The sequence below is a fragment of the Arsenicicoccus sp. oral taxon 190 genome (assembly GCF_001189535.1).
Lineage (GTDB): Bacteria > Actinomycetota > Actinomycetes > Actinomycetales > Dermatophilaceae > Arsenicicoccus.
On sequence record NZ_CP012070.1, the window covers coordinates 2,785,765 to 2,806,775 of the forward strand.

General features: G+C 72.0%; 21 protein-coding genes. 8 read left to right on the top strand and 13 right to left on the bottom strand.

What is annotated here, in order from left to right:
• Nucleotides 1-3: 3 nt before the first annotated feature.
• The 9 genes from ADJ73_RS17205 to ADJ73_RS13025 are packed head-to-tail and all read right to left on the bottom strand — an operon-like array spanning nucleotide 4 to nucleotide 7,879.
• A complete protein-coding gene (locus ADJ73_RS17205) occupies nucleotides 4-1,245 on the bottom strand; it encodes an acVLRF1 family peptidyl-tRNA hydrolase (RefSeq protein WP_172669729.1) in 1,242 nt (413 codons plus the stop codon).
• 17 nt (nucleotides 1,246-1,262) lie between these two features.
• Nucleotides 1,263-1,595 carry a metal-sulfur cluster assembly factor gene (locus ADJ73_RS12990; protein WP_050348614.1) on the bottom strand — a complete coding sequence of 111 codons (333 nt, stop codon included), beginning with the start codon at nucleotides 1,593-1,595 and terminating at the stop codon, nucleotides 1,263-1,265.
• On the bottom strand, nucleotides 1,592-2,080 hold the full coding sequence (gene sufU, locus ADJ73_RS12995; protein ID WP_050348615.1) for a Fe-S cluster assembly sulfur transfer protein SufU: 489 nt from the start codon (nucleotides 2,078-2,080) through the stop codon (nucleotides 1,592-1,594). The genes ADJ73_RS12990 and sufU overlap by 4 nt, the downstream gene beginning before the upstream one ends.
• A complete protein-coding gene (locus tag ADJ73_RS13000) occupies nucleotides 2,080-3,399 on the bottom strand; it encodes a cysteine desulfurase (protein WP_050348616.1) in 1,320 nt (439 codons plus the stop codon). The genes sufU and ADJ73_RS13000 overlap by 1 nt, the downstream gene beginning before the upstream one ends.
• Nucleotides 3,399-4,181, bottom strand: a complete 783-nt coding sequence (sufC, locus tag ADJ73_RS13005) for a Fe-S cluster assembly ATPase SufC (RefSeq protein ID WP_050348617.1) — start codon at nucleotides 4,179-4,181, stop codon at nucleotides 3,399-3,401. The genes ADJ73_RS13000 and sufC overlap by 1 nt, the downstream gene beginning before the upstream one ends.
• A 5-nt stretch (nucleotides 4,182-4,186) precedes the next feature.
• The gene (locus tag ADJ73_RS13010; protein WP_050348618.1) at nucleotides 4,187-4,519 is read right to left on the bottom strand and encodes a non-heme iron oxygenase ferredoxin subunit; all 333 of its coding nucleotides are present in this window, start codon (nucleotides 4,517-4,519) and stop codon (nucleotides 4,187-4,189) included.
• Nucleotides 4,516-5,709, bottom strand: a complete 1,194-nt coding sequence (gene sufD / locus ADJ73_RS13015) for a Fe-S cluster assembly protein SufD (RefSeq protein WP_050348619.1) — start codon at nucleotides 5,707-5,709, stop codon at nucleotides 4,516-4,518. Before sufD ends, ADJ73_RS13010 begins: the two co-directional genes overlap by 4 nt.
• A complete protein-coding gene (gene sufB / locus ADJ73_RS13020; RefSeq protein ID WP_050348620.1) occupies nucleotides 5,709-7,130 on the bottom strand; it encodes a Fe-S cluster assembly protein SufB in 1,422 nt (473 codons plus the stop codon). Before sufB ends, sufD begins: the two co-directional genes overlap by 1 nt.
• A complete protein-coding gene (locus ADJ73_RS13025; RefSeq protein ID WP_050348621.1) occupies nucleotides 7,127-7,879 on the bottom strand; it encodes a helix-turn-helix transcriptional regulator in 753 nt (250 codons plus the stop codon). The genes sufB and ADJ73_RS13025 overlap by 4 nt, the downstream gene beginning before the upstream one ends.
• Nucleotides 7,880-7,998: 119 nt before the next feature.
• On the opposite strand from ADJ73_RS13025, the gene ADJ73_RS13030 reads away from it, so the two are divergent.
• The 3 genes from ADJ73_RS13030 to ADJ73_RS13040 all read left to right on the top strand — a co-directional run bounded on the left by ADJ73_RS13030 (nucleotide 7,999) and on the right by ADJ73_RS13040 (nucleotide 10,599).
• Nucleotides 7,999-8,709: an ABC transporter ATP-binding protein gene (locus tag ADJ73_RS13030; RefSeq protein WP_050348622.1), complete on the top strand. Its 711-nt coding sequence runs from the start codon at nucleotides 7,999-8,001 to the stop codon at nucleotides 8,707-8,709.
• Complete coding sequence (locus tag ADJ73_RS13035) at nucleotides 8,706-9,452, top strand: ABC transporter permease (RefSeq protein WP_050348623.1); 747 nt, start codon at nucleotides 8,706-8,708, stop codon at nucleotides 9,450-9,452. The genes ADJ73_RS13030 and ADJ73_RS13035 overlap by 4 nt, the downstream gene beginning before the upstream one ends.
• 205 nt (nucleotides 9,453-9,657) lie before the next feature.
• Nucleotides 9,658-10,599: a COX15/CtaA family protein gene (locus tag ADJ73_RS13040; RefSeq protein ID WP_050348624.1), complete on the top strand. Its 942-nt coding sequence runs from the start codon at nucleotides 9,658-9,660 to the stop codon at nucleotides 10,597-10,599.
• A 247-nt stretch (nucleotides 10,600-10,846) separates the two neighbouring features.
• Here the strand turns inward: ADJ73_RS13040 and ADJ73_RS13045 are convergent, their stop codons facing one another.
• On the bottom strand, nucleotides 10,847-11,803 hold the full coding sequence (locus ADJ73_RS13045; RefSeq protein ID WP_050348625.1) for a heme o synthase: 957 nt from the start codon (nucleotides 11,801-11,803) through the stop codon (nucleotides 10,847-10,849).
• 184 nt (nucleotides 11,804-11,987) lie between these two features.
• Between ADJ73_RS13045 and tkt the strand changes: the two genes are divergently transcribed.
• From tkt to pgl, 5 genes are all read left to right on the top strand, one after another.
• Nucleotides 11,988-14,213 carry a transketolase gene (tkt, locus tag ADJ73_RS13050; protein WP_172669730.1) on the top strand — a complete coding sequence of 742 codons (2,226 nt, stop codon included), beginning with the start codon at nucleotides 11,988-11,990 and terminating at the stop codon, nucleotides 14,211-14,213.
• A gap of 2 nt (nucleotides 14,214-14,215) precedes the next feature.
• A complete protein-coding gene (gene tal / locus ADJ73_RS13055) occupies nucleotides 14,216-15,322 on the top strand; it encodes a transaldolase (RefSeq protein WP_050349453.1) in 1,107 nt (368 codons plus the stop codon).
• Between the two features lie 87 nt (nucleotides 15,323-15,409).
• The gene (zwf, locus tag ADJ73_RS13060) at nucleotides 15,410-16,951 is read left to right on the top strand and encodes a glucose-6-phosphate dehydrogenase (protein WP_050348626.1); all 1,542 of its coding nucleotides are present in this window, start codon (nucleotides 15,410-15,412) and stop codon (nucleotides 16,949-16,951) included.
• On the top strand, nucleotides 16,948-18,264 hold the full coding sequence (locus ADJ73_RS13065) for a glucose-6-phosphate dehydrogenase assembly protein OpcA (RefSeq protein ID WP_050349454.1): 1,317 nt from the start codon (nucleotides 16,948-16,950) through the stop codon (nucleotides 18,262-18,264). The genes zwf and ADJ73_RS13065 overlap by 4 nt, the downstream gene beginning before the upstream one ends.
• A complete protein-coding gene (gene pgl, locus ADJ73_RS13070; protein ID WP_050348627.1) occupies nucleotides 18,261-19,061 on the top strand; it encodes a 6-phosphogluconolactonase in 801 nt (266 codons plus the stop codon). The genes ADJ73_RS13065 and pgl overlap by 4 nt, the downstream gene beginning before the upstream one ends.
• A 29-nt stretch (nucleotides 19,062-19,090) precedes the next feature.
• Here the strand turns inward: pgl and ADJ73_RS13075 are convergent, their stop codons facing one another.
• The 3 genes from ADJ73_RS13075 to hemE form a co-directional block, all read right to left on the bottom strand.
• Nucleotides 19,091-19,441 (bottom strand): RNA polymerase-binding protein RbpA, encoded by a 351-nt coding sequence (locus ADJ73_RS13075; protein WP_050348628.1) that lies wholly within the window; start codon nucleotides 19,439-19,441, stop codon nucleotides 19,091-19,093.
• Nucleotides 19,442-19,560: 119 nt separating this feature from the next.
• Entirely contained in the window at nucleotides 19,561-19,806 is a 246-nt protein-coding gene (secG, locus tag ADJ73_RS13080) for a preprotein translocase subunit SecG (RefSeq protein ID WP_050348629.1), read from the bottom strand.
• Between the two features lie 87 nt (nucleotides 19,807-19,893).
• The gene (gene hemE / locus ADJ73_RS13085) at nucleotides 19,894-20,955 is read right to left on the bottom strand and encodes a uroporphyrinogen decarboxylase (RefSeq protein ID WP_050348630.1); all 1,062 of its coding nucleotides are present in this window, start codon (nucleotides 20,953-20,955) and stop codon (nucleotides 19,894-19,896) included.
• Nucleotides 20,956-21,011 lie beyond the last annotated feature (56 nt).

Below are 21,011 nucleotides of genomic sequence, written 5' to 3' on the forward strand. Positions count from 1 at the left end.
CCGTCAGCCGCGCCAGGCGGGGTCTCGACCGAGCAGCGCCACGAGCTGGTCGGTGCGATCGCGGGAGTCCGTGGACACCGGCGCACCGAAGATCCCCTCGACGCCCCCACCCGAGGTGGTGCGGTTGGCGTAGCCGAGACACTCGTCGACCGCCTCGGGCACGAGCGAGACCGGCACGCCGGCCCCTCGCGCGAGGTCCCACGCGTGCACGGTCAGGTCGACGAGCATCTGCGAGGCGTACTCCCGCACCGGGATCGAGCCCGAGCTCACCGACACCTGCTGGTCGTCGTCCGTCACGGCGCCGAAGGCCAGCACCGAGCTGGTCTGTGCCGAGCGCCAGGCCGCCACGGGGTCGTCGCCGAGCACGTCGCCGTCGAAGGCGTCGCCCACCTGCTCGACGGTCTCGCCACCGAGCAGCCGTGGCGCCCAGAGGTGCTCGCCGGTCAGGTGGTTGAGGACGTCGCGCACCGTCCAGTCCTCGCAGGGGCTCTGACGGTCCCAGGCGTCGGCGGGTATCCGCTCGACGAGGTCGGTCACCGCGGCAGCGGCGGCGGGGATCAGCTCACGGGCGTCGGACATCGTCTCTCCGGTCATGCCCTCCACCATGCCACCGCCTGCCGGGGCTGTGCCGCTCGGCTCCGTGACGGTGATGCACACCCCGCGCGCCCGCCTCAGCTCCGCGCGCAGGATCGCGTGGGTCGGGTCCGGTATGCCGAACGCCTCCCGTCTCGCCAACCCCCGCCACGCGGCGAGGCGGGGGTCCGCGAGCACCTGCTCGGCGAGGGCGCGGTCACCGCCGAGCACCACGGCCTCGACCCACCCCCGGCCGAGGGGCTCGGAGAGGCGCACGAGCTCGTCGGCGACGTGCCGCACCAGCGCGTCCGCCTGGTTGCCGCGTCGTCGCTGGTAGCGCTGCTGGGACCACCCGCCCGCCGCCGTGCGCGACTGGACGTAACGGCTGCCCGCGGTGTGGGCCACCAGGTCGTCGCCCTCGGCGAGGCCGAGCGCGTAGCGGCCGCGGCGCACCAGCACGAGCGCGAGCCGCGGCGCCGCGGACGGCCAGCCGACCAGCGTGCGTCGCGAGGACACCTGCCCGGCGCCGGCGGGGTCGAGCGCGTCCAGCCGCGCCAAGGCGCCGTCCGCGCACGTGATGACGACGGTGTGGCCGTCGTGGCCCCACCTCGCCTCGCCGTGCCGGTCGAGGAAGCCGTCGACCCAGCGGGTCAGCCGGCCTCGCTCGACCACGAGCGTGCGCGGGGTGCTCAGACGTTGAAGCCCAGCGCGCGCAGCTGCTCGCGACCGTCCGGGGTGATCTTGTCGGGGCCCCACGGCGGCATCCACACCCAGTTGATGCGGTGGCCGGTGACGACGCCCTCGAGCGCCTGGGCGGTCTGGTCCTCGATGACGTCGGTCAGCGGGCAGGCCGCGGAGGTCAGGGTCATGTCGATGACCGCGTGGGACTGCGGGTCCACGGTGATGCCGTAGACGAGGCCGAGGTCGACGACGTTGATGCCGAGCTCGGGGTCGACGACGTCGCGCATCGCCTCCTCGACGTCGGCGACGTTGGGCGGCATGGTGCTGGTCTGGTCGCTCATGCTCGGGGCTCCTTGCTGGTCTGGCTGGTGCTGGAGATGTCGACGCCGGCCTGGGCCAGCGCGTCGACCATGGCGGTCCACCCGAGGAGGGCGCACTTGACGCGGGCGGGGTACTTCGCGACGCCGGCGAAGGCCACGCCGTCACCGATGACCTCCTCGTCGCCCGCGTCCGCGCCCTTGCTGGTCAGCATGTGCCGCATCGCGTCGAAGGTCTCGAAGACCTCCGACAGCGGGCGGCCCGTGCACTCCTCGGCGAGGACCGACGTGGACGCCATCGAGATCGAGCACCCGAGGGCGTCGTAGGACACGTCCTGCAGGGTGATCTGCTCCGGCGCGCCGTCGGTGCGGTCGACGTGGACGCGCAACGTCACCTCGTCGCCGCAGGTCGGGTTGACGTGGTGCACCTCGGCCTCGAAGGGGTCGCGCAGCCCGGGGCGGCGGGGGTGCTTGGAGTGGTCCAGGATCAGCTCCTGGTAGAGGTCCATCAGCTCGCCTCCTGGCTGGTCTCGAGGCCGAAGACCGCGGGCACCCGGTCGAGCGCCTGGAGGAGCGCGTCGATCTCGTCCGCGGTGTTGTATGCCGCCATGCTCGCCCGCGTGGTCGCCGCGACCCGCATCCGCCGGTGCAGCGGCCACGCGCAGTGGTGGCCCACGCGCACCTCGATGCCCTGGTCGTCCAGGACCTGCCCAACGTCGTGCGCGTGCACCCCGTCGACGACGAAGGCGACGCTCGCGCCACGGTCCTGCGTGGTGGTGGGGCCGACGACGCGCACCCACGGCCGCTCGGCCAGGCCGTCCAGCAGCCGCTGCGTCAGGGCCGTCTCGTGCGCGTGGACGCGCTCGAGCCCCAGCTCGTCGAGGTAGTCGCAGGCCGCCGCGAGACCCACGGCCTGCGCGACGTTCATCGAGCCAGCCTCGAAGCGGGCGGGGGGTGCCGCATACGTGGTCTGCTCCATGCGCACCACCGCGATCATCGACCCTCCGGTGATGAAGGGAGGCATCGCGGCGAGCAGCTCCGAGCGGCCCCACAGCACACCGACGCCGGTCGGCCCGAACATCTTGTGCCCGCTGAAGGCCGCGAGGTCGACGCCGAGCTGCTGGACGTCCAGCCGCAGGTGCGGGGCGCTCTGGCAGGCGTCGAGCACGGTGATCGCCCCGACCTCGCGGGCCCGCTCGACCAGGGTGGCGACCGGGTTGACGGTCCCGAGGACGTTGGAGACGTGCGTGAAGGCGAGGACCTTGGTGCGCTCGTTGACGACCTCGTCGAGGGTGCTGAGGTCGAGCCGCCCCTCGTCGGTCACGCCGAGCCAGCGCAGCGTGGCGCCGGTGCGGCGGCACAGCTCCTGCCACGGCACGAGGTTGGCGTGGTGCTCCATCTCCGTGACGCACACCTCGTCGCCGGGCCCCAGCCGGAACCGCTCGGCGACGGCCGGGTCGACCCCGTCCATCGCGCCGTCGAAACCGGCGTTGCTGAAGGCGTAGGCGACCAGGTTGAGCGACTCGGTGGCGTTCTTGGTGAAGACGATCTCGTCGGGCTCGGCCGCCCCGACGAACCGCGCCACCGTGGCCCGCGCGCTCTCGTAGGCGTCCGTGGCCTCCTCCGAGAGCAGGTGCGCGCCGCGGTGGGCGCCGGCGTTGACCGTCTCGTAGTAGCGCCGCTCGGCCTCCACGACCTGGCGGGGCTTCTGCGACGTGGCGCCGGAGTCCAGGTAGACCAGCGGGTGGTCACCGCGGCCGGTGCGCGCCAGGATCGGGAAGTCGGCCCGGATCCGGGCCGACTCCTGCGGGCTGAACGCCTCGGCCATCAGACCGTGGTCGGCGCGGCTGCCGGGGCGGGGGCGTTGACGAACCGGTCGTAGCCCTCCTCCTCCAGGCGGTCGGCGAGCTCGGGCCCACCCTCCTCGACGATGCGGCCGTCGACGAAGACGTGGACGAACTGCGGCTGGATGTAGCGCAGGATCCGGGTGTAGTGGGTGATCAGCAGGACGCCCACCTGGCCGCTCGCGATGACCCGGTTGACGCCCTCGGAGACGATCTTGAGGGCGTCGACGTCCAGGCCGGAGTCGGTCTCGTCCAGGATCGCGAAGGACGGCGCGAGCAGCTCCATCTGCAGGATCTCGTGGCGCTTCTTCTCACCGCCGGAGAAGCCCTCGTTGACGTTGCGCTCGGCGAAGGCCGGGTCCATCTTCAGGTCGGCCATGGCGTTCTTGACGTCCTTGACCCAGGTGCGCAGCTTGGGGGCCTCGCCCGCGACGGCGGTCTTGGCGGTGCGCAGGAAGTTGGACACCGTGACGCCCGGCACCTCGACGGGGTACTGCATCGCGAGGAACATGCCGGCGCGGGCGCGCTCGTCGACGCTCATCGCGAGGACGTCCTCACCGTCCAGCGTGACGGTGCCGCTCGTGACGGTGTACTTCGGGTGGCCCGCCAGCGCGTAGGCCAGCGTCGACTTGCCCGAGCCGTTGGGGCCCATGATCGCGTGGGTCTCCCCCGAGCGGACCGTCAGGTCGACGCCCTTGAGGATCTCCTTGGTGCCCTGCTCGGTCTCGACCGTGACGTGCAGGTCGCGAATCTCCAGAGTGGCCATGGTGGTTAGTTCTCCTTGTTGTTCGGTGACTGCACGTCCACCAGGACGTCGTCACCCTCGAGCGTGACGGGGTAGACCGCGACGGGCACGGTCGCGGGCGGGGCGGTGGGCTCGCCGGTGCGCAGGTCGAAGGAGCTGCCGTGGAGCCAGCACTCCAGCAGGCAACCGTCGAGCTCGCCCTCGGACAGCGACACGTTGGCGTGGGTGCACACGTCGTCGACCGCGTGGAACTCCCGGTCGCCGGTGCGGGCGAGGGCGATGGTGACGCCGTCGACCTCCGCCGCGGCGACCCGACCGACCGGGATGTCCTGGACCTGGCAGACCAGCTCGAAGCTCATGCCCCCGCCTCGAAGGCGGCGTCCACGGAGTCCGCGAGCTCGCGGTCGATGACCTCCATGAGGCGGGCCTGCGTGTCGGTCACCCCGATCCGGTTGATGATGTCGGCGAAGAAGCCGTGCACGACGAGCCGGCGGGCCTCCCGCTGCGGGATGCCGCGCGCCATCAGGTAGAACAGCTGCTCGTCGTCGAACCGCCCGGTGGCGGCCGCGTGACCCGCGCCGACGATCTGGCCGGTCTCGATCTCCAGGTTGGGGACCGAGTCCGCCCGCGCACCCTCGGTCAGCACGAGGTTGCGGTTGAGCTCGTAGGTGTCGGTGCCCTCGGCCGCGGCGCGGATCAGCACGTCGCCGACCCACACCGAGTGGGCGGTGTCGCCGCGCAGGGCGCCGCGGTACTCCACGTTGGAGACGCAGTGCGGCGCCTCGTGGTCCACGAAGAGGCGGTGCTCCTGGTGCTGCCCCGCGTCGGTGAAGTAGACGCCCAGGCACTCGGCGCTGCCGCCGGGGCCCGCGTAGCGGACGTTGGTGCACACCCGCACGATGTCGCCGCCGAGGGTGATCGCGATGTGCTTGACGGTCGCGTCGCGACCCACGAGCAGGTCGTGCTGCGCGAGGTGGGTGGTGTCGTCGTCCCACTCCTGCACGGTGACCAGCGTCAGGTGCGCGCCGTCGCCGACGTTGACCTCGACGTTGGTCGCGCACCGGGCCGAGCCCTGGTGCGACAGCAGCACGGTCGCGGTGGAGTGTGCGCCGGCGTCGATGACCAGGTGGCCGTTGATCCGGGCCTGGTCGGTGCCGCGCACCGTCAGACGCGCCGCCTCGCCGAACTCCCGGCCCTGCGGGATCCGCAGCACGTAGGCGTCGCGGAAGGACGCCCACGCGGCCGCCGACGCGCGGTCCGCCGGGCGCAGCACGCGCCCGAGCCGCTCGTCGCCGGCCGGCACCTCGGACACCTTGATGCCAGCCGGCACCTGGATGTCGGTCTTGAGGCCCGCCACGTCCGACGGCGCCGGGTGGAAGAGCGTCTGCAGCCGGTCGACCGGCGTGAAGCGCCACTCCTCCTCGCGCCCGTTGGGCACGGGGAAGTCTGCGACGTCGAAGGACGTGCGGCGCTCGCCGCGCGACTGGTCGGGCACGAAGGCCTCGGGGACACCCGCCACCGTGGGCGGGGACTTGAGCTCGACTGGCATCAGCCGACGGCTCCTTCCATCTGCAGCTCGATCAGGCGGTTGAGCTCGAGGGCGTACTCCATGGGCAGCTCGCGCGCGATGGGCTCGACGAACCCGCGCACGATCATGGCCATGGCCTCCTCCTCGCTCATGCCGCGGGACATCAGGTAGAACAGCTGGTCGTCGCTCACCTTGGAGACGGTGGCCTCGTGGCCCATCTGCACGTCGTCCTCGCGGACGTCGACATACGGGTAGGTGTCCGAGCGGGAGATGTCGTCGACCAGGAGGGCGTCGCAGCGGACGTTGCTCCTGGACCCGTGCGCCCCCTCCGCGATCTGGACCAGACCGCGGTATGACGTCCGCCCGCCACCGCGGGCCACCGACTTGGAGACGATGGAGCTGGACGTGTGCGGCGCGGCGTGCACCATCTTGGCGCCCGCGTCCTGGTGCTGGCCCTCGCCGGCGAAGGCGATGGACAGCGTCTCGCCGCGGGCGTGCTCGCCGAGCATGAACACGGCGGGGTACTTCATCGTCACCTTGGAGCCGATGTTGCCGTCGACCCACTCCATGGTGGCGCCGGCCTCGCAGGTGGCGCGCTTGGTGACGAGGTTGTAGACGTTGTTGGACCAGTTCTGGATGGTCGTGTAGCGCACCCGGGCGTTCTTCTTCACGACGATCTCGACGACCGCGCTGTGCAGCGAGTCGGACTTGTAGATCGGCGCGGTGCAGCCCTCGACGTAGTGCACGTAGGAGCCCTCGTCGGCGATGATCAGGGTCCGCTCGAACTGGCCCATGTTCTCGGTGTTGATGCGGAAGTAGGCCTGCAGCGGGATGTCCACGTGGACGCCCGGCGGGACGTAGATGAACGACCCGCCCGACCACACCGCGGTGTTGAGCGCCGCGAACTTGTTGTCGCCGGCCGGGATCACGCTGGCGAAGTACTCCTTGAAGATGTCCTCGTGCTCGCGCAGGCCGGTGTCGGTGTCGACGAAGATGACGCCCTGCTCCTCCAGGTCCTCGCGGATCTGGTGGTAGACGACCTCGGACTCGTACTGCGCCGCCACGCCGGCGATGAGGCGCTGCTTCTCGGCCTCCGGGATGCCCAGCTTGTCGTACGTCGCCTTGATGTCCTCGGGCAGCTCGTCCCAGGTGGTCGCCTGCTTCTCGGTGGACTTCACGAAATACTTGATGTTCTGGAAGTCGATGCCGGTGAGGTCGCTGCCCCAGCTCGGCATGGGCTTGCGGTCGAAGAGGCGCAGCGACTTCATGCGCAGGTCGGTCATCCACTGCGGCTCGTTCTTGCGCGACGAGATGTCCTGCACGACGGCCGGGTTGAGGCCGCGCTTCGCCGTCGCACCCGCGACGTCGCTGTCGGCCCAGCCGTACTCGTAGCGACCCAGGCCCTTCAGCCCTGGGTTGAGCTCCTCGATGTTGGTGGTCATGGCGTCGACCTTTCGTCAGGGTGCTGGGGGTGGTCGGAGGTGGGGGTGGTCAGCGCAGTCACGGGGACGAAGGTGGTGCACACGTGCTCGCCGTGCGCCAGGGTGGCGAGGCGCTGCACGTGCACGCCGAGCAGGCGCGAGAAGACCTGCTGCTCCGCGTCGCAGAACTGCGGGAACTCGGTGGCGACCTGCTGCACCGGGCAGTGGCCCTGGCACAGCTGGACGCCGAGGGTGGTGCTGCCGTCGGCCAGCGCCAGCGGGCGGCTGCTCGCGGCGTAGCCGTCCTGGCTGAGGGCCTCGGCGAGGGCGCGGGCCCGGACCTCCGGGTCGGACCCCGCGGCCTCGACCCGGTCCCGGTAGCGCTCCTCGAGGGAGGCGACGTGCTGGTGGGCGACGGCCGCGACCGCGTGCTCGCCGACCTGCTCGGACAGGTAGCGCAACGCGGACGTGGCGACGTCGTCGTAGGACGCGTCGAGCGCCTCGTGGCCGGCCGCGGACAGCACGTAGGCCCGGGCCGGTCGGCCCCGGCCGCGGCCCGTGGTCGCGGCGACGTGCTCGACGATCAGCCCGGAGGACTCCAGGGCGTCGAGATGACGTCGGACCGCCGTGGCGGTCAGACCCAGCCGCCCGGCCAGGGCCGCAGCGGTGATCGGGCCGTGCTCGGAGACGGCCTGCTGGACCCGGCCTCGGGTGCCGGACTCGCGCACGGCCTCCGGGGACCGCGCGGGGAGAGGTGACGGGGTCGGCATACGCCCTCCTGTCTCTCGCTCCTCACGTCCGATAAACACAACACCAGTGTTACCTAATTCCCGCGACGGAGTCTACCAAGGCCGACCTTCCTCGCGGGCCGGGCCTACACTGCCTGATCGTGACACCAGCCGTGAGCGCCGCCGGACTGCGCAAGAGCTTCGGGTCCGTGCGGGCCGTCGACGACCTGACCTGGAGCGCCGGGCTCGGGCAGATCACCGCCGTCCTCGGGCCCAACGGCGCCGGCAAGACCACCACCATGGAGATCCTCGAGGGGCTGCAGCGCGCCGACGCCGGCGAGGCCCGGGTCCTCGGGACCGACCCCTGGGACGCCCCCGCCGAGCACCGCGCCCGCGTGGGCGTGATGCTGCAGGACGGCGGCCTGCCCAACGGCGCTCGTCCGGTCGCGCTGCTGCGCCACCTCGCCTCCCTGTATGCCGCTCCCCTGCCCGTCGACGACCTGGTCCAGCGGCTGGGGATCGATCGCTTCGCCGGCACGACGGTGCGGCGGCTGTCCGGCGGGCAGAAGCAGCGCGTCGCCCTGGCGGCGTCGCTGGTCGGCGACCCCGAGGTGGTGTTCCTCGACGAACCCACCGCCGGGCTCGACCCGCACGCCCGCCTCGACGTCTACGACCTGGTGCGCGAGGTGCGCGACCGCGGGGTCGGGGTGGTCGTCACGACGCACTCGTTCGAGGAGGCCGAGCGGCTCGCCGACCACCTCGTGGTGATCAGCGACGGACGCGTCGTCGGCGACGGCACCCCGTCGTCGCTGTGCGCCGGGCGGCCGCTGGAGGACGTCTACTTCGAGCTCACGAGGAAGGTGCACCGATGAGCGCCCCCGCCCCCGTCGCCCGGCGCGTGAAGGCACAGGCGCGCTTCGACACGCTGACCTTCCTGCGCAACGGCGAGCAGACGCTGGTGTCCATCGTGCTGCCGGCGCTCGCCCTGGTCGGCGGGGTGCTCGCGCCGTGGCCCGACCTGGGCGCGGGCCGACGCGTCGACATCGTCACCCCGGGCGTCTTCGCGCTCGCCGTGCTGTCGTCGGCCTTCACCGGGCAGGCGATCCAGACCGGCTTCGACCGCCGCTACGGCGTGCTGCGGCTGCTCGGCGCCTCCCCTCTCGGCAAGGGCGGGCTCGTGCTGGCCCGGGTGCTCGCGGTCATGGTGATCCAGGTGATCCAGTTCGTCGTGCTGGGTGGGGTCGGGCTGGCGATGGGCTGGCGGCCGGCGGTGCTCGGGGTGCTCCCCTTCGTCGTGTTCTGGCTGCTCGGGACCGCGACCTTCGTGGGCTTCGCGCTGCTCTTCGCCGGGACGCTGCGGGCCGAGGCCACCCTCGCGCTGGCCAACCTGGTGTGGGTGCTCATGCTGGGGGTCGGCGGCGTGCTGATCCCGGGCTCGCACCTGCCCGGCGTGTGGGCGACGGTGGTGTCGTGGCTGCCGTCCGCGGCGCTCGGCGACGGCTTCCGCGCGGCCTTCGAGGGGCACGGGCTGCCCTGGCAACCCCTCGTGGTGCTCGTGGTGTGGGGCACGATCTTCTGCGCGGCGGCGGCGCGGCTCTTCCGCTGGTCCGACTGACGGGGCGCGCAGGGCCGATCGGGGAACCCAGGGTGCGTATGCCGCTGCCAGGGTTCCCCGGTGTCGTGGCTCGCTGCTTGCTCTTGCCCGGAGGTGTTGTTGCCCGGAGGTGTTGCTGAGCGGAGGTGTTGCTGCCCGGTGTGCCGGCAGGAGAGTGCTGGGTGCCGGGTCTCGGGCTTGTGCACGGGCGCACTAGGCTGTCCTGGTGAGCACGTCCACCACCCCCGGCACCCCCACCCACTCCCCGGCCGACGTCGTCGCGCCGCCTCGGGGGGCCCGTGACTGGTTGTGGATCGCGCTGATCGCCAACCTCGTCGGCAACATCGCCATCATCCTCACCGGCGGTCTCGTGCGGCTGACCGGCTCCGGGCTCGGCTGCCCCACCTGGCCGGAGTGCACCCCGGGCTCGCTCGTGCCGACGGGGGCGCAGACGCAGGGCTTCCACAAGTTCATCGAGTTCGGCAACCGGATGATCACCCCGGTGCTCGTCGTGGTAGCCCTGGCCCTGCTGGTCCTCGCGGCGGCCCGCCACTGGCGCTCACGGCGCAGGTTCGTCCTCGAGTGCGCGGTGCCCCTCTTCTTCGTCCTGGTCCAGGCGGTCGTCGGCGGCATCATCGTGCTGGCCAAGCTCGACCCCAAGACGGTGAGCCCGCACTTCCTGATCTCGTTGTTCCTCGTGGCCAACGCGACCTACCTGCTCTACCGCTACCGCGAGGGCGACGGCCCGGCCACCCGCGTGGTCCCGACGGTGCTGCAGCGCCTCGCGTGGGCGGCGGCGGCGGTGGGTGGCGTGGTCTGCGTGCTGGGCACCGCCGTCACCGGGTCCGGCCCCCACTCCGGCGACAAGTACGAGAACCTCCGCTTCGGCTTCGACCCCCACGCCACCAGCTGGCTGCACGCCGACTCGGTGATGCTCTTCCTCGGGCTCAGCGTGGCCCTGGTCGTGGCGTCACGGCTGGTCCCCGTGCCCGCGCCCTTCCGTCGCGCCTGGGACTGGACCCTGGCGCTGTCCCTGCTGCAAGGCCTGATCGGCTACGTGCAGTACTTCACCGGTCGGCCGGTCGCCGTCGTCGCCGTGCACCTGCTGATGTCGGCGCTCTTCACGGTCCTGCTGACGCAGGGCGTGCTCACCGCGCGCCGCCGCTGAGGCGAGACGCCCCCCGCCCCGCCCCTCCGGCCGGTGCGTGAGCGGCCCCGCCGGCCGGTGCGTGAGCGGCCCCGCCGGCCCGCCTCAGCGGCCCCGCCGGCCCGCCTCAGCGGCCCCGTCGGCCCGCCCGACGGGACGCGGCCGTGCGCTCGCCATACGGGCTCGTCCCCGGCAGGACAGATCGACCGGCCTTGGTGAGATCCGCCTGGTCACGGAAGGCCGGTCGATCGTGCTACCGGCGGTAGGGCTAGAGGGGGAGGTGGAGGAGGGGGTCGATCGCCACGGCCATGAAGAGCAGCGTCACGTAGGTGATCGAGTAGTGGAACAGCCGCATGGGCTTGAGCGAGGCCATCGTGGCGTTGGCCGGGTCCTTGGCGCGCCCGAGCAGCTTGTAGGCCTCGAGCAGGAAGAGCCCGCCGGACACGATCGCGGTCACGAGGTAGATCCACCCCATGTCGGCGACGGGCACCAGCACCAGCGAGATCAGCGCCGTGGCCCAGGCATAGGCGACGATCTGCCGCGCCACCGAGGTGTCCTGCTTGAGCACGGGCAGCATGGGGATGCCGGCCGCGGCGTACTGGTCCTTGAACCGCATCGACAGCGGCCAGTAGTGCGGCGGCGTCCAGAAGAAGATCCACAGGAAGAGCACGAAGGGCGTCCACGACACCGACTCGGTCACCGCGGCCCACCCGATGAGCACGGGCATGCAGCCGGCGACGCCGCCCCAGACGATGTTCTGCGAGGTGCGTCGCTTGAGCACCAGCGTGTAGAAGACGACGTAGAGCAGGATCGCGCTCACGGACAGGGCCGCCGAGAGCCAGTTGACCAGCAGCCCCAGCCACAGCGTCGACACGGCGGTCAGCACGATGCCGAAGCGCATCGCGGCGGACGGGCTGATCTCGCCGGTCACGAGGGGGCGGTTCTCGGTGCGGGCCATGAGGCGGTCGATGTCCCGGTCGAGGTAGCAGTTGAGGGTGTTGGCGGCGCCCGCCGACAGCGACCCCCCGATCAGGGTGTTGACCACCAGCCAGAAGTCGGGCAGCCCGCGCTGGGCCAGGAACATCACCGGGAAGGTGGTGACCAGCAGCAGCTCGATGATCCGCGGCTTCGTCAGCGCCATGTAGTTCTTGACGGTGTACGAGAAGCGCGACGGGGTGGCACCGGTCCGGTCCTGCGGCGCGGTGCGCGGCTGCGAAGCTGTCACGGTGTCCTTCGGTCGGTGGGCTCGGGCGGCGGGCGGTGCGCGGGCAGGCCCGAGAGGCCTTCCGATCCTATCCTCTCCGACCCGGCGCGGCGACGGAGCGCGAGCCGCCGGATCGACGTCCGCGCCGCGGGGTAAGGGCGGATAGGCTCCGATGTGACTCCGACCACGAAGGAAGTGTGACCACGTGAGCATCACCCCCAAGGCCAACGGACGTCAGGTCTCTGACATCGTCGCCGACACGGTCGGCTGGGACGACGTGGACGTGCGTGCGGTCGACACCGTGCGCTGCCTCGCCGCCGACGCCGTGCAGAAGACCGGCAACGGCCACCCCGGCACCGCGATGTCGCTCGCCCCTGCCGCCTACCTGCTCTATCAGAACGTGATGCGCCACGACCCGACCGACCCCCACTGGATGGGCCGTGACCGGTTCGTCCTGTCGGCGGGCCACTCGAGCCTGACGCAGTACATCCAGCTCTACTACGCCGGGCTCCTCGAGCTCGACGACATCAAGGCCCTGCGCACCTGGGGCTCCAAGACCCCGGGCCACCCCGAGGTGCACCACACCGAGGGCGTGGACCTCACGACCGGTCCCCTGGGCTCCGGTGTCGCCACCGCGGTCGGTATGGCGATGGCCCAGCGCCGCCAGCGGGGGATGTTCGACCCCGACGCCGCTCCGGGCGAGAGCGTCTTCGACCACCGCGTCTACTGCATCGCCGGTGACGGCTGCATGATGGAGGGCGTCGCCTCCGAGGCCAGCTCGCTGGCCGGGACGCAGCGGCTCGGCAACCTGACGCTGATCTACGACCAGAACCAGATCTCCATCGAGGACGACACCGACGTGGCGTTCTCCGAGGACGTCGCCAAGCGCTATGAGGCCTACGGCTGGGACGTGCGCGTGGTGGAGTGGCGCACCCGGCACGGCGTGCGCGACGAGGACTACGTGGAGGACGTCGACGCGCTCTTCGCGGCGATCGAGGAGGGGCACAAGGTCCTGGACCGCCCCACCTTCATCATGCTGCGTACGGTCATCGCCTGGCCGGCCCCGACCAAGCAGGGCACCGGCAAGGCCCACGGGGCCGCGCTCGGCGACGACGAGATCAAGGCGATGAAGTCGCTGCTCGGCTTCGACCCGGAGCAGACCTTCGAGGTCTCCCCCGAGGTCGAGAAGCGGGTCCGCGAGGTGCGGGACCGCGGCGCGAAGGCCCACCGCGAGTGGGAGGAGCGCTACCAGGCGTGGCGTGCGGGGGCGCCCGACAAGGCCGCCCTGGTCGACCGGCTGCTGGCGCAGGAGCTCCCCGAGGGCTTCGCGGAGGCCTTCCCGACCTTCGAGCCCGACGACAAGGGCCTCGCCACCCGCGCGGCCTCCGGCAAGGTCCTCGGCGCCCTCGCCGAGATCATGCCCGAGCTGTGGGGCGGCTCGGCCGACCTGGCCGAGTCCAACAACACGACCATGACGGGCCAGCCGTCCTTCGTCCCGGAGGACCGCCAGACCGAGGAGTGGCGCGGCGGCCCCTACGGGCGCACCATCCACTTCGGCGTCCGCGAGAACGCCATGGGCATGATCGTCAACGGCATCTCGCTGGAGGGCCTGACCCGCGCCTACGGCGGCACCTTCCTGGTGTTCTCCGACTACATGCGCCCTGCCGTGCGGCTCGCCGCCATCCAGGAGACCGACTCCATCTTCGTGTGGACCCACGACTCCATCGGTCTCGGCGAGGACGGCCCGACCCACCAGCCGATCGAGCACCTCGCCGCGCTGCGCGCGATGCCCAACCTCGACGTGGTGCGCCCGGCGGACGCCAACGAGACCGCCCACGCGTGGAAGCGGATCCTGGAGGGCCACGGCACGCCCACCGGCATCGCCCTGTCCCGTCAGGCGCTGCCGACCATCGCCCCGGCCGACACCTCCGCGGACAAGGTCGCCAAGGGTGCCTACGTGCTCGTCGAGGGCAGCAAGCCCACCCCCGACGTCATCGTGATGGCCACCGGCTCCGAGGTGTCCGTCGCCGTCGCCGGCGCCGAGCAGCTCGAGGCCGCGGGCATCGCCACCCGGGTCGTGTCCATGCCCTGCCTGGAGTGGTTCGCCCGCCAGGACGCCGACTACCGCGAGTCGGTGCTCCCGGCCGCCGTCAAGGCGCGCGTCAGCATCGAGGCCGGCGCCACGATGGGCTGGCGCGACTACGTCGGCGACGCCGGCCGGATCATCGGCATCGACCACTTCGGTGCCTCGGCCGACGCCAAGACGCTGTTCCGCGAGTTCGGCTTCACCCCGGAGGCCGTCGTGGAGGCCGCCAAGGCGTCCATCGCGGGCGCGGCCTCCGCGACCCCCGGCGACACCGCCCCCGGCTACGCCACCTCAGACCCCGGCTTCGAGACCTCGGCCCCCGCCGAGCGCCAGGAAGGCAAGTGACCATGACCAGCACCAACCTGCAGGAGCTCTCCGCCGCCGGCGTGTCGATCTGGCTGGACGACCTGTCCCGCGAGCGCATCGCCACCGGCAACCTCCAGGAGGTCGTCGACACCAAGGGCGTCGTCGGCGTCACCACCAACCCCTCGATCTTCGCCTCCGCGCTCGCCAAGGGCGAGAAGTACACCCCCCAGGTGAAGGAGCTCAAGGGTGAGGGCGCGGACGTCGAGCGGACCGTCTTCGCGCTGACGACCACCGACGTGCGGGACGCCTGCGACATCCTGCGACCGGTCTATGACCGCACCGGCGGCGTGGACGGCCGGGTGTCCATCGAGGTCGACCCGCGGCTCGCGCACGACACCGAGCGGACCGTGGCGGTGGCCCAAGAGCTCTACGCCGCCGTCGACCGCCCCAACGTGATGATCAAGATCCCCGCCACCGTCGAGGGCCTGCCCGCGATCAGCCGCACCCTCGCCGAGGGCATCTCGGTCAACGTGACGCTGATCTTCAGCCTCGACCGCTACCGCGCGGTGATGAACGCCTTCATGACCGGCATCGAGCAGGCGCGCGAGGCCGGCAAGGACCTCTCGCAGATCCACTCCGTCGCGTCGTTCTTCGTCTCCCGCGTCGACACCGAGATCGACAAGCGGCTCGATGCGATCGGCACCGACGAGGCCGCCGCGCTCAAGGGCAAGGCCGGCCTGGCCAACGCCCGGCTGGCCTACCAGGCGTGGCAGGAGCAGTTCGCGACGCCGCGCTGGGCCAACCTCGCCGACGACGGCGCGCACGTGCAGCGCCCGCTGTGGGCGTCCACCGGGGTCAAGGACCCGGCCTACCCCGACACCATGTATGTCGACCAGCTCGTCGCCCCGCAGGTCGTCAACACGATGCCGGAGAAGACGCTCGACGCGGCCGCCGACCACGCCAAGGTCACCGGGGACACCATCACCGGCGCCTACGATGAGGCCGACGCCGTCATGGACGCCCTGGAGCGCCAGGGCATCTCCTACGTCGAGGTCGTCGACCTCCTCGAGCGCGAGGGCGTCGACAAGTTCGAGAAGTCCTGGGGCGAGCTGCTGGAGACCGTGCAGGGCGAGCTCGACAAGCACTGACCCGCGACCGGCCCGCCGCCACCAGGCACAGCGGCGGGCTGGTCCGCCATACGGCCTGTGAGACCACGACCCTGACGGGAGACTGAGTTGAGCCCCACCCGAGTCACACGTGAGCACAACCCGCTGCGCGACCCGCGGGACAAGCGGCTGCCCAACATCGCCGGTCCCTGCGCGCTGGTGCTGTTCGGCGTGACCGGCGACCTGTCGCGCAAGAAGGTCATGCCGGCCATCTACGACCTGGCCAACCGTGGCCTGCTGCCGCCCGGCTTCTCGCTGGTCGGCTTCGCGCGCCGTGACTGGGCGGACCAGGACTTCGGTCAGATCGTGCACGACGCGGTCCGCGAGCACGCCCGCACCCCCTTCCGCGAGTCGACGTGGCAGGCCCTCGCCGAGGGCTTCCGCTTCGTCCCGGGCAACTTCGACGACGACGAGGCCTTCGACCTGCTGGCCACCACCGTCGAGGAGCTCGAGCACGAGCGCGGGACCGGCGGCAACGTCGGCTTCTACCTGTCGATCCCGCCCGGCTTCTTCGGTCAGGTATGCCGCCAGCTCGACCGCAGCGGTCTCGCCAAGGCGGAGGACGGCCAGTGGCGGCGGGTCGTCATCGAGAAGCCCTTCGGGCACGACCTGGCCTCCGCGCGCGAGCTCAACGCGATCGTCGAGGGCGTCTTCCCGGCCGACTCGGTCTTCCGGATCGACCACTACCTCGGCAAGGAGACGGTCCAGAACCTCCTGGCGCTGCGCTTCGCCAACGAGCTCTTCGAGCCGGTCTGGAACGCCCACCACATCGACCACGTGCAGATCACGATGGCCGAGGACATCGGGGTCGCCGGCCGCGCCAGCTACTACGACGGGATCGGCGCCGCCCGCGACGTCATCCAGAACCACCTGCTGCAGCTCCTGGCGCTGACCGCCATGGAGGAGCCGGTCGCCTTCACCGCCCAGCACCTGCGCGCGGAGAAGGAGAAGGTGCTCGCCTCGGTGCGCCTCATGGACGACCTGTCCACGTCCAGCGCCCGGGGTCAGTACGCCCCCGGGTGGCAGGGCAGCGACAAGGTCAAGGGGTTCCTGGAGGAGGACGGCATGAAGCCCGGCTCCCGGACCGAGACGTATGCCGCCCTCAAGGTGGAGGTCGACACCCGACGGTGGGCCGGCGTGCCGTTCTACCTGCGCACCGGCAAGCGCCTGGCCAAACGCGTCACCGAGATCGCGGTGGTCTTCAAGAAGGCCCCGCACCTGCCCTTCAACGACACCGAGACCGAGGAGCTCGGGCAGAACGCCATCGTCATCCGGGTCCAGCCCGACGAGGGCGTGACGCTGCGCTTCGGCTCCAAGGTGCCGGGCGCTCAGATGGAGGTCCGCGACGTCACGATGGACTTCGCCTACGGCTCCTCCTTCACCGAGACCTCCCCGGAGGCCTACGAGCGGCTCATCCTGGACGTGCTGCTGGGGGCGCCCTCGATGTTCCCCCGCACCCAGGAGGTCGAGCTGTCCTGGCAGATCCTCGACCCGGTCGAGGAGCACTGGGCCAAGGACGGGGCTCCGCAGCCCTACCCCAGCGGGTCGTGGGGGCCCGCCAGCGCCGACGAGATGATGGCCCTGGACGGCCGCGAGTGGAGGATGCCGTGATCATCGACCTGCCCAACACCTCGACGTCGGCGCTCAACAAGAAGCTCGTAGACGTCCGCAACCAGAGCGGCGCCATGGCCCTCGGCCGGGTGCTGACGCTCATCATCGTTGTCGACGAGGACCGCGCCGAGGAGGTCATCGAGTCGGCGGTCGAGTCCTCCCACATGCACCCCTGCCGGATCGTCGTGCTGGTGCACGCCAACAAGCGTGGCGGCAGCCGCGTGGACGGGCAGATCCGGCTCGGCGGCGACGCCGGTGCCTCCGAGGTCGTCGTGCTGCGGCTCTACGGCGAGGTCAACGCCCACGGCTACGCCCTGGTGCTGCCACTGCTGCTGGCGGACTCCCCCGTGGTCGGCTGGTGGCCCTGCGAGGCGCCGGTCGACATGGCGTCCGACCCCATCGGCGCGATCTGCCAGCGGCGGATCAACGACTCCGCGGTGGCCAAGAACCCCTTCGCCGAGCTGAAGCGCCGCGCCGAGCACTACGCGCCCGGCGACACCGACCTGGCCTGGTCCCGGGTCACGCACTGGCGGGCGCTGCTCGCGGCGGCGCTGGACCAGCGCCCCTTCGAGGCCGTCACCGGGGCCGTCGTCAGCGGCGGCCTGGACTCCACGGCCACCGACCTGCTCGCGGCCTGGCTCGCCGAGGCGCTGGACGTGCCGGTCACCCGCGCCCGCACGCCCCAGGGCTCCGGTCTCATCAGCGTCCGCCTCGAGCGGCCCTCGGGTCCGCTCGACCTGGTCCGGCCGGAGGGGACGACCATCGCCACGCTGTCGCACCCGCTGCAGCCGGTGCGGCGGGTCGCGCTCAAGCGGCGCAGCGACGCCGAGTGCCTCACCGACGAGCTCCGGCGGCTCGACCCGGACGAGGTCTACGAGGCCGCGCTCGTCGACGGTCTGCCTCGCCTCGGGCGGCGCAACGCGTTGGCCAGCCAGCTGATCAAGGCCGGCAAAGCGCCCTCGCCGGAGGAGTCGCGCCGCCTCGCCCGCGAGGCGGGCCGCCGGCCGCGCCAGACCAGCGCCGACATGGTGACGATCGACCCGGCGACGGCCGAGCTGACGCCCACCGAGAAGGCCACCGACCGTCAGGTCGCCGACCGCGCCCAGACCCAGAAGCGGGTGGGTGCCCGCGTGGCGCCCGAGGCGTCCGTCGGCGCCAAGAAGGCTGCCAAGACGGCGAAGAAGGCCGCGAAGAAGTCGGCGAAGAAGTCGGCGAAGAAGTCGGCCACGAAGTCCTCCGCCTCGACGTCCGCGAAGAAGTCGGCCTCGAAGTCCGCTGCGGGGACGGCCGACTCGACCCAGGAGACGTCATGACCGCCCAGGTCGTCGTGCACCCCGACAAGGCCACGCTGGCGGCAGCCGTCGCCGCGCGGCTGATCACCACGCTCGCCGACGCCCAGGCTCGCCACGGCGAGGTCCACGTGGTCCTCACCGGGGGGTCCATGGGCAACGCCACCATGACGGCCCTGGCCGACTCCCCCGCCGTGCGGGCGGTGGCCTGGGAGCTGGTGCACCTGTGGTGGGGGGACGAGCGGTATGTCGAGCGCGCCTCGGAGGACCGCAACGCCACCCAGGCGCGCGAGGCCGGGCTCGACCGGCTGCTGGACCTCGGGCTGCAGTCCGGCAACGTGCACGAGCTCCCCGCCTCCGACGACCCCGAGGGGTTCGATCTCGAGGCCGCGGTCCAGCGGTATGCCGACGAGCTGGCCGCCGTGGCCCGCGAGTCGTCGCAGCCGGCCGCGGGCACCGAGCCGCTGGGGCGTCCGGGGGCCGACGGGCTGCCCGCCTTCGAGGTGGTGATGCTCGGGGTGGGGCCCGACGCGCACGTGGCGAGCCTCTTCCCCGGCAGGCCGACCCTGCAGGTGCAGGACCGCACCGTGGTCGCCGAGGCGAACTCCCCCAAGCCGCCGCCGGCCCGGCTGAGCCTGACCTTCCCCGCCCTGTGCACCGCCGACGAGGTGTGGCTGCTCGTCGCGGGGACGGACAAGGCCGACGCCGTCGCGGCGGCCCTCGGGGGCGTCGACGTCGACGAGGCGCCGGCCGCGGGGGTCAGCGGCCGGCGGCACACGGTGTGGCTGCTGGACGAGGACGCCGCCTCCCGGCTGGCCTGATCACCCGGGCCGGGGCACAGGCCCCGGGCTCAGGTGATGAGGCCGCGCTCGCGCAGCGACGTGAGCGCCTCGTCGAGCAGCGCCTTGCCGTCGGCGTCGGAGCGCCGCTCCTTCACGTAGGCCAGGTGGGTCTTGTAGGGCTCGGTCCGGGGCGGCTCCGGCGGGTTGTCGCGGTCGAGCCCTCCCGGGAGCCCGCAGCGCTGGCAGTCCCACTCCAGGGGGATCTCCTGGCCGGCCTCCTCGGCGAAGGCCCGGCGGGTCTCGTGACCCCGGGCGCACCAATAGCTGGTGACGAGCCGCGGCGCGGCCTCACCGCGCTCGGCCTCGCCCATGGGACCGGACCCGATGCGGCTGCCCCTGATGGCGTTACCACCCGACATGCAATCTCCTTGCGCTACCGGACCCGACTGGCTGCAGGACCGGGGCGGGCCGTGATGCCCGCGAGGGTGCCAGGCGTGCAGGTTTGCACCGGGCACCCGGGGGCGCCGACGCCGCAGCGTCAGACGCCGAACCGCTGGAGCAGCCCCAGCGCGACCACGCACACGAACCACACGACGGCCACGGCCACCGTGAACCGGTCGAGGTTGCGCTCGGCCACGCTGGACCCACCGAGCGTGTTGGACACCCCGCCACCGAACATGTCGGACATGCCCCCGCCCTTGCCCTTGTGGAGCAGGATGAGGAGGGTCAGGAAGAGGCTGCCCAGGCCGAGCAGCACCTCGAGGACGATCTTGACAACGGACATGCAACAACCATCTGTCGTGACGAGCCGGGGTCGGTCGTCGGCGGCGGGAGCAGCGACGCCACCTGGGTGGCGGCACAGGGCGACAGTCTACTGCTCGAGGGAGTGGATGAGCTCGACGACGCGGGTGATGACGTCGGGGTCGGTGCTCGGCAGGACGCCGTGCCCGAGGTTGACGATGTGCCCCGGGGCGGTCCGGCCCTCGGCGACGATGCGGCGCACCTCGCGCTCCAGGGCCTCCCAGGGCGCGAAGAGCAGCGCCGGGTCGAGGTTGCCCTGCACCGCGAAGCCCGGGCCGAGCCGGTCCACGGCGTCGAGCAGGCTCAGGCGGTAGTCGACGCCCATGACGTCGGCGCCGGCCTCACCCATGGAGCGCAGCAGCTCCCCCGTCCCCACCCCGAAGTGGATGCGGGGGACGTCCGAGGCCTCGGCGACGACGCGCAGCGCCGCGGCGGAGTGCTCCTGCACCTGCGCCTCGTAGACGCGGCGCGGCAGCGCCCCGACCCAGGAGTCGAAGAGCTGGACGGCCGAGGCCCCGGCGCGGGCCTGCACCGCCATGAACGCCCCGGAGATCTGCGCCAGCCGCGAGCACAGGTCGTGCCAGAGCGCCGGGTCGCCATACATGAGGGCCTTGGTGTGCTCGTGGTTCTTGGAGGGGCCACCCTCCACGAGGTAGGAGGCGAGGGTGAAGGGGGCGCCGGCGAAACCGATCAGCGGGGTCGCCCCCAGCTCCGCCACCGTCAGGCCGACCGCCTCGGTGATGTAGGGGACGTGGTCGGCGGTGAGCTCCGGGAGCCGGTCCAGGTCCGCCCGGGACCGGAAGGGCTCGGCCACGACCGGGCCGACGCCCGCGACCAGGTCGATGTCGACGCCCACCGCGACCAGCGGCACCACGATGTCGCTGAAGAAGATGGCCGCGTCCACGTGGTGGCGGCGCACCGGCTGCAGGGTGATCTCGGTGGTCAGGGCGGGGTCGCGGCAGGCGTCGAGCATGGCGGTGCCCTCGCGCACCTGGCGGTACTCCGGCAGCGAGCGCCCGGCCTGGCGCATGAACCACACGGGAGGGCGCGGGCCGGGGCGTCGCCGGGCCGCCCGTACCAGCAGGCTGTCGGCGGGCGTCGGCGCGTCGGCGATCGGGTCAGGACTGTGCACGGACCGATCCTTGCATGCGTGCGGGGTGGTCGGCGCGCCCTCCCGCGACCGAGCCT

What these genes read in the sequence shown, in the direction of transcription:
- ADJ73_RS12990 (WP_050348614.1), bottom strand. Translation starts at nt 1,595, where the DNA reads ATGAGCGACCAGACCAGCACCATGCCGCCCAACGTCGCCGACGTCGAG.
- sufU (WP_050348615.1), bottom strand. Translation starts at nt 2,080, where the DNA reads ATGGACCTCTACCAGGAGCTGATCCTGGACCACTCCAAGCACCCCCGC.
- ADJ73_RS13000 (WP_050348616.1), bottom strand. Translation starts at nt 3,399, where the DNA reads ATGGCCGAGGCGTTCAGCCCGCAGGAGTCGGCCCGGATCCGGGCCGAC.
- sufC (WP_050348617.1), bottom strand. Translation starts at nt 4,181, where the DNA reads ATGGCCACTCTGGAGATTCGCGACCTGCACGTCACGGTCGAGACCGAG.
- ADJ73_RS13010 (WP_050348618.1), bottom strand. Translation starts at nt 4,519, where the DNA reads ATGAGCTTCGAGCTGGTCTGCCAGGTCCAGGACATCCCGGTCGGTCGG.
- sufD (WP_050348619.1), bottom strand. Translation starts at nt 5,709, where the DNA reads ATGCCAGTCGAGCTCAAGTCCCCGCCCACGGTGGCGGGTGTCCCCGAG.
- sufB (WP_050348620.1), bottom strand. Translation starts at nt 7,130, where the DNA reads ATGACCACCAACATCGAGGAGCTCAACCCAGGGCTGAAGGGCCTGGGT.
- ADJ73_RS13025 (WP_050348621.1), bottom strand. Translation starts at nt 7,879, where the DNA reads ATGCCGACCCCGTCACCTCTCCCCGCGCGGTCCCCGGAGGCCGTGCGC.
- ADJ73_RS13035 (WP_050348623.1), top strand. Translation starts at nt 8,706, where the DNA reads ATGAGCGCCCCCGCCCCCGTCGCCCGGCGCGTGAAGGCACAGGCGCGC.
- tal (WP_050349453.1), top strand. Translation starts at nt 14,216, where the DNA reads ATGACCAGCACCAACCTGCAGGAGCTCTCCGCCGCCGGCGTGTCGATC.
- pgl (WP_050348627.1), top strand. Translation starts at nt 18,261, where the DNA reads ATGACCGCCCAGGTCGTCGTGCACCCCGACAAGGCCACGCTGGCGGCA.
- ADJ73_RS13075 (WP_050348628.1), bottom strand. Translation starts at nt 19,441, where the DNA reads ATGTCGGGTGGTAACGCCATCAGGGGCAGCCGCATCGGGTCCGGTCCC.
- secG (WP_050348629.1), bottom strand. Translation starts at nt 19,806, where the DNA reads ATGTCCGTTGTCAAGATCGTCCTCGAGGTGCTGCTCGGCCTGGGCAGC.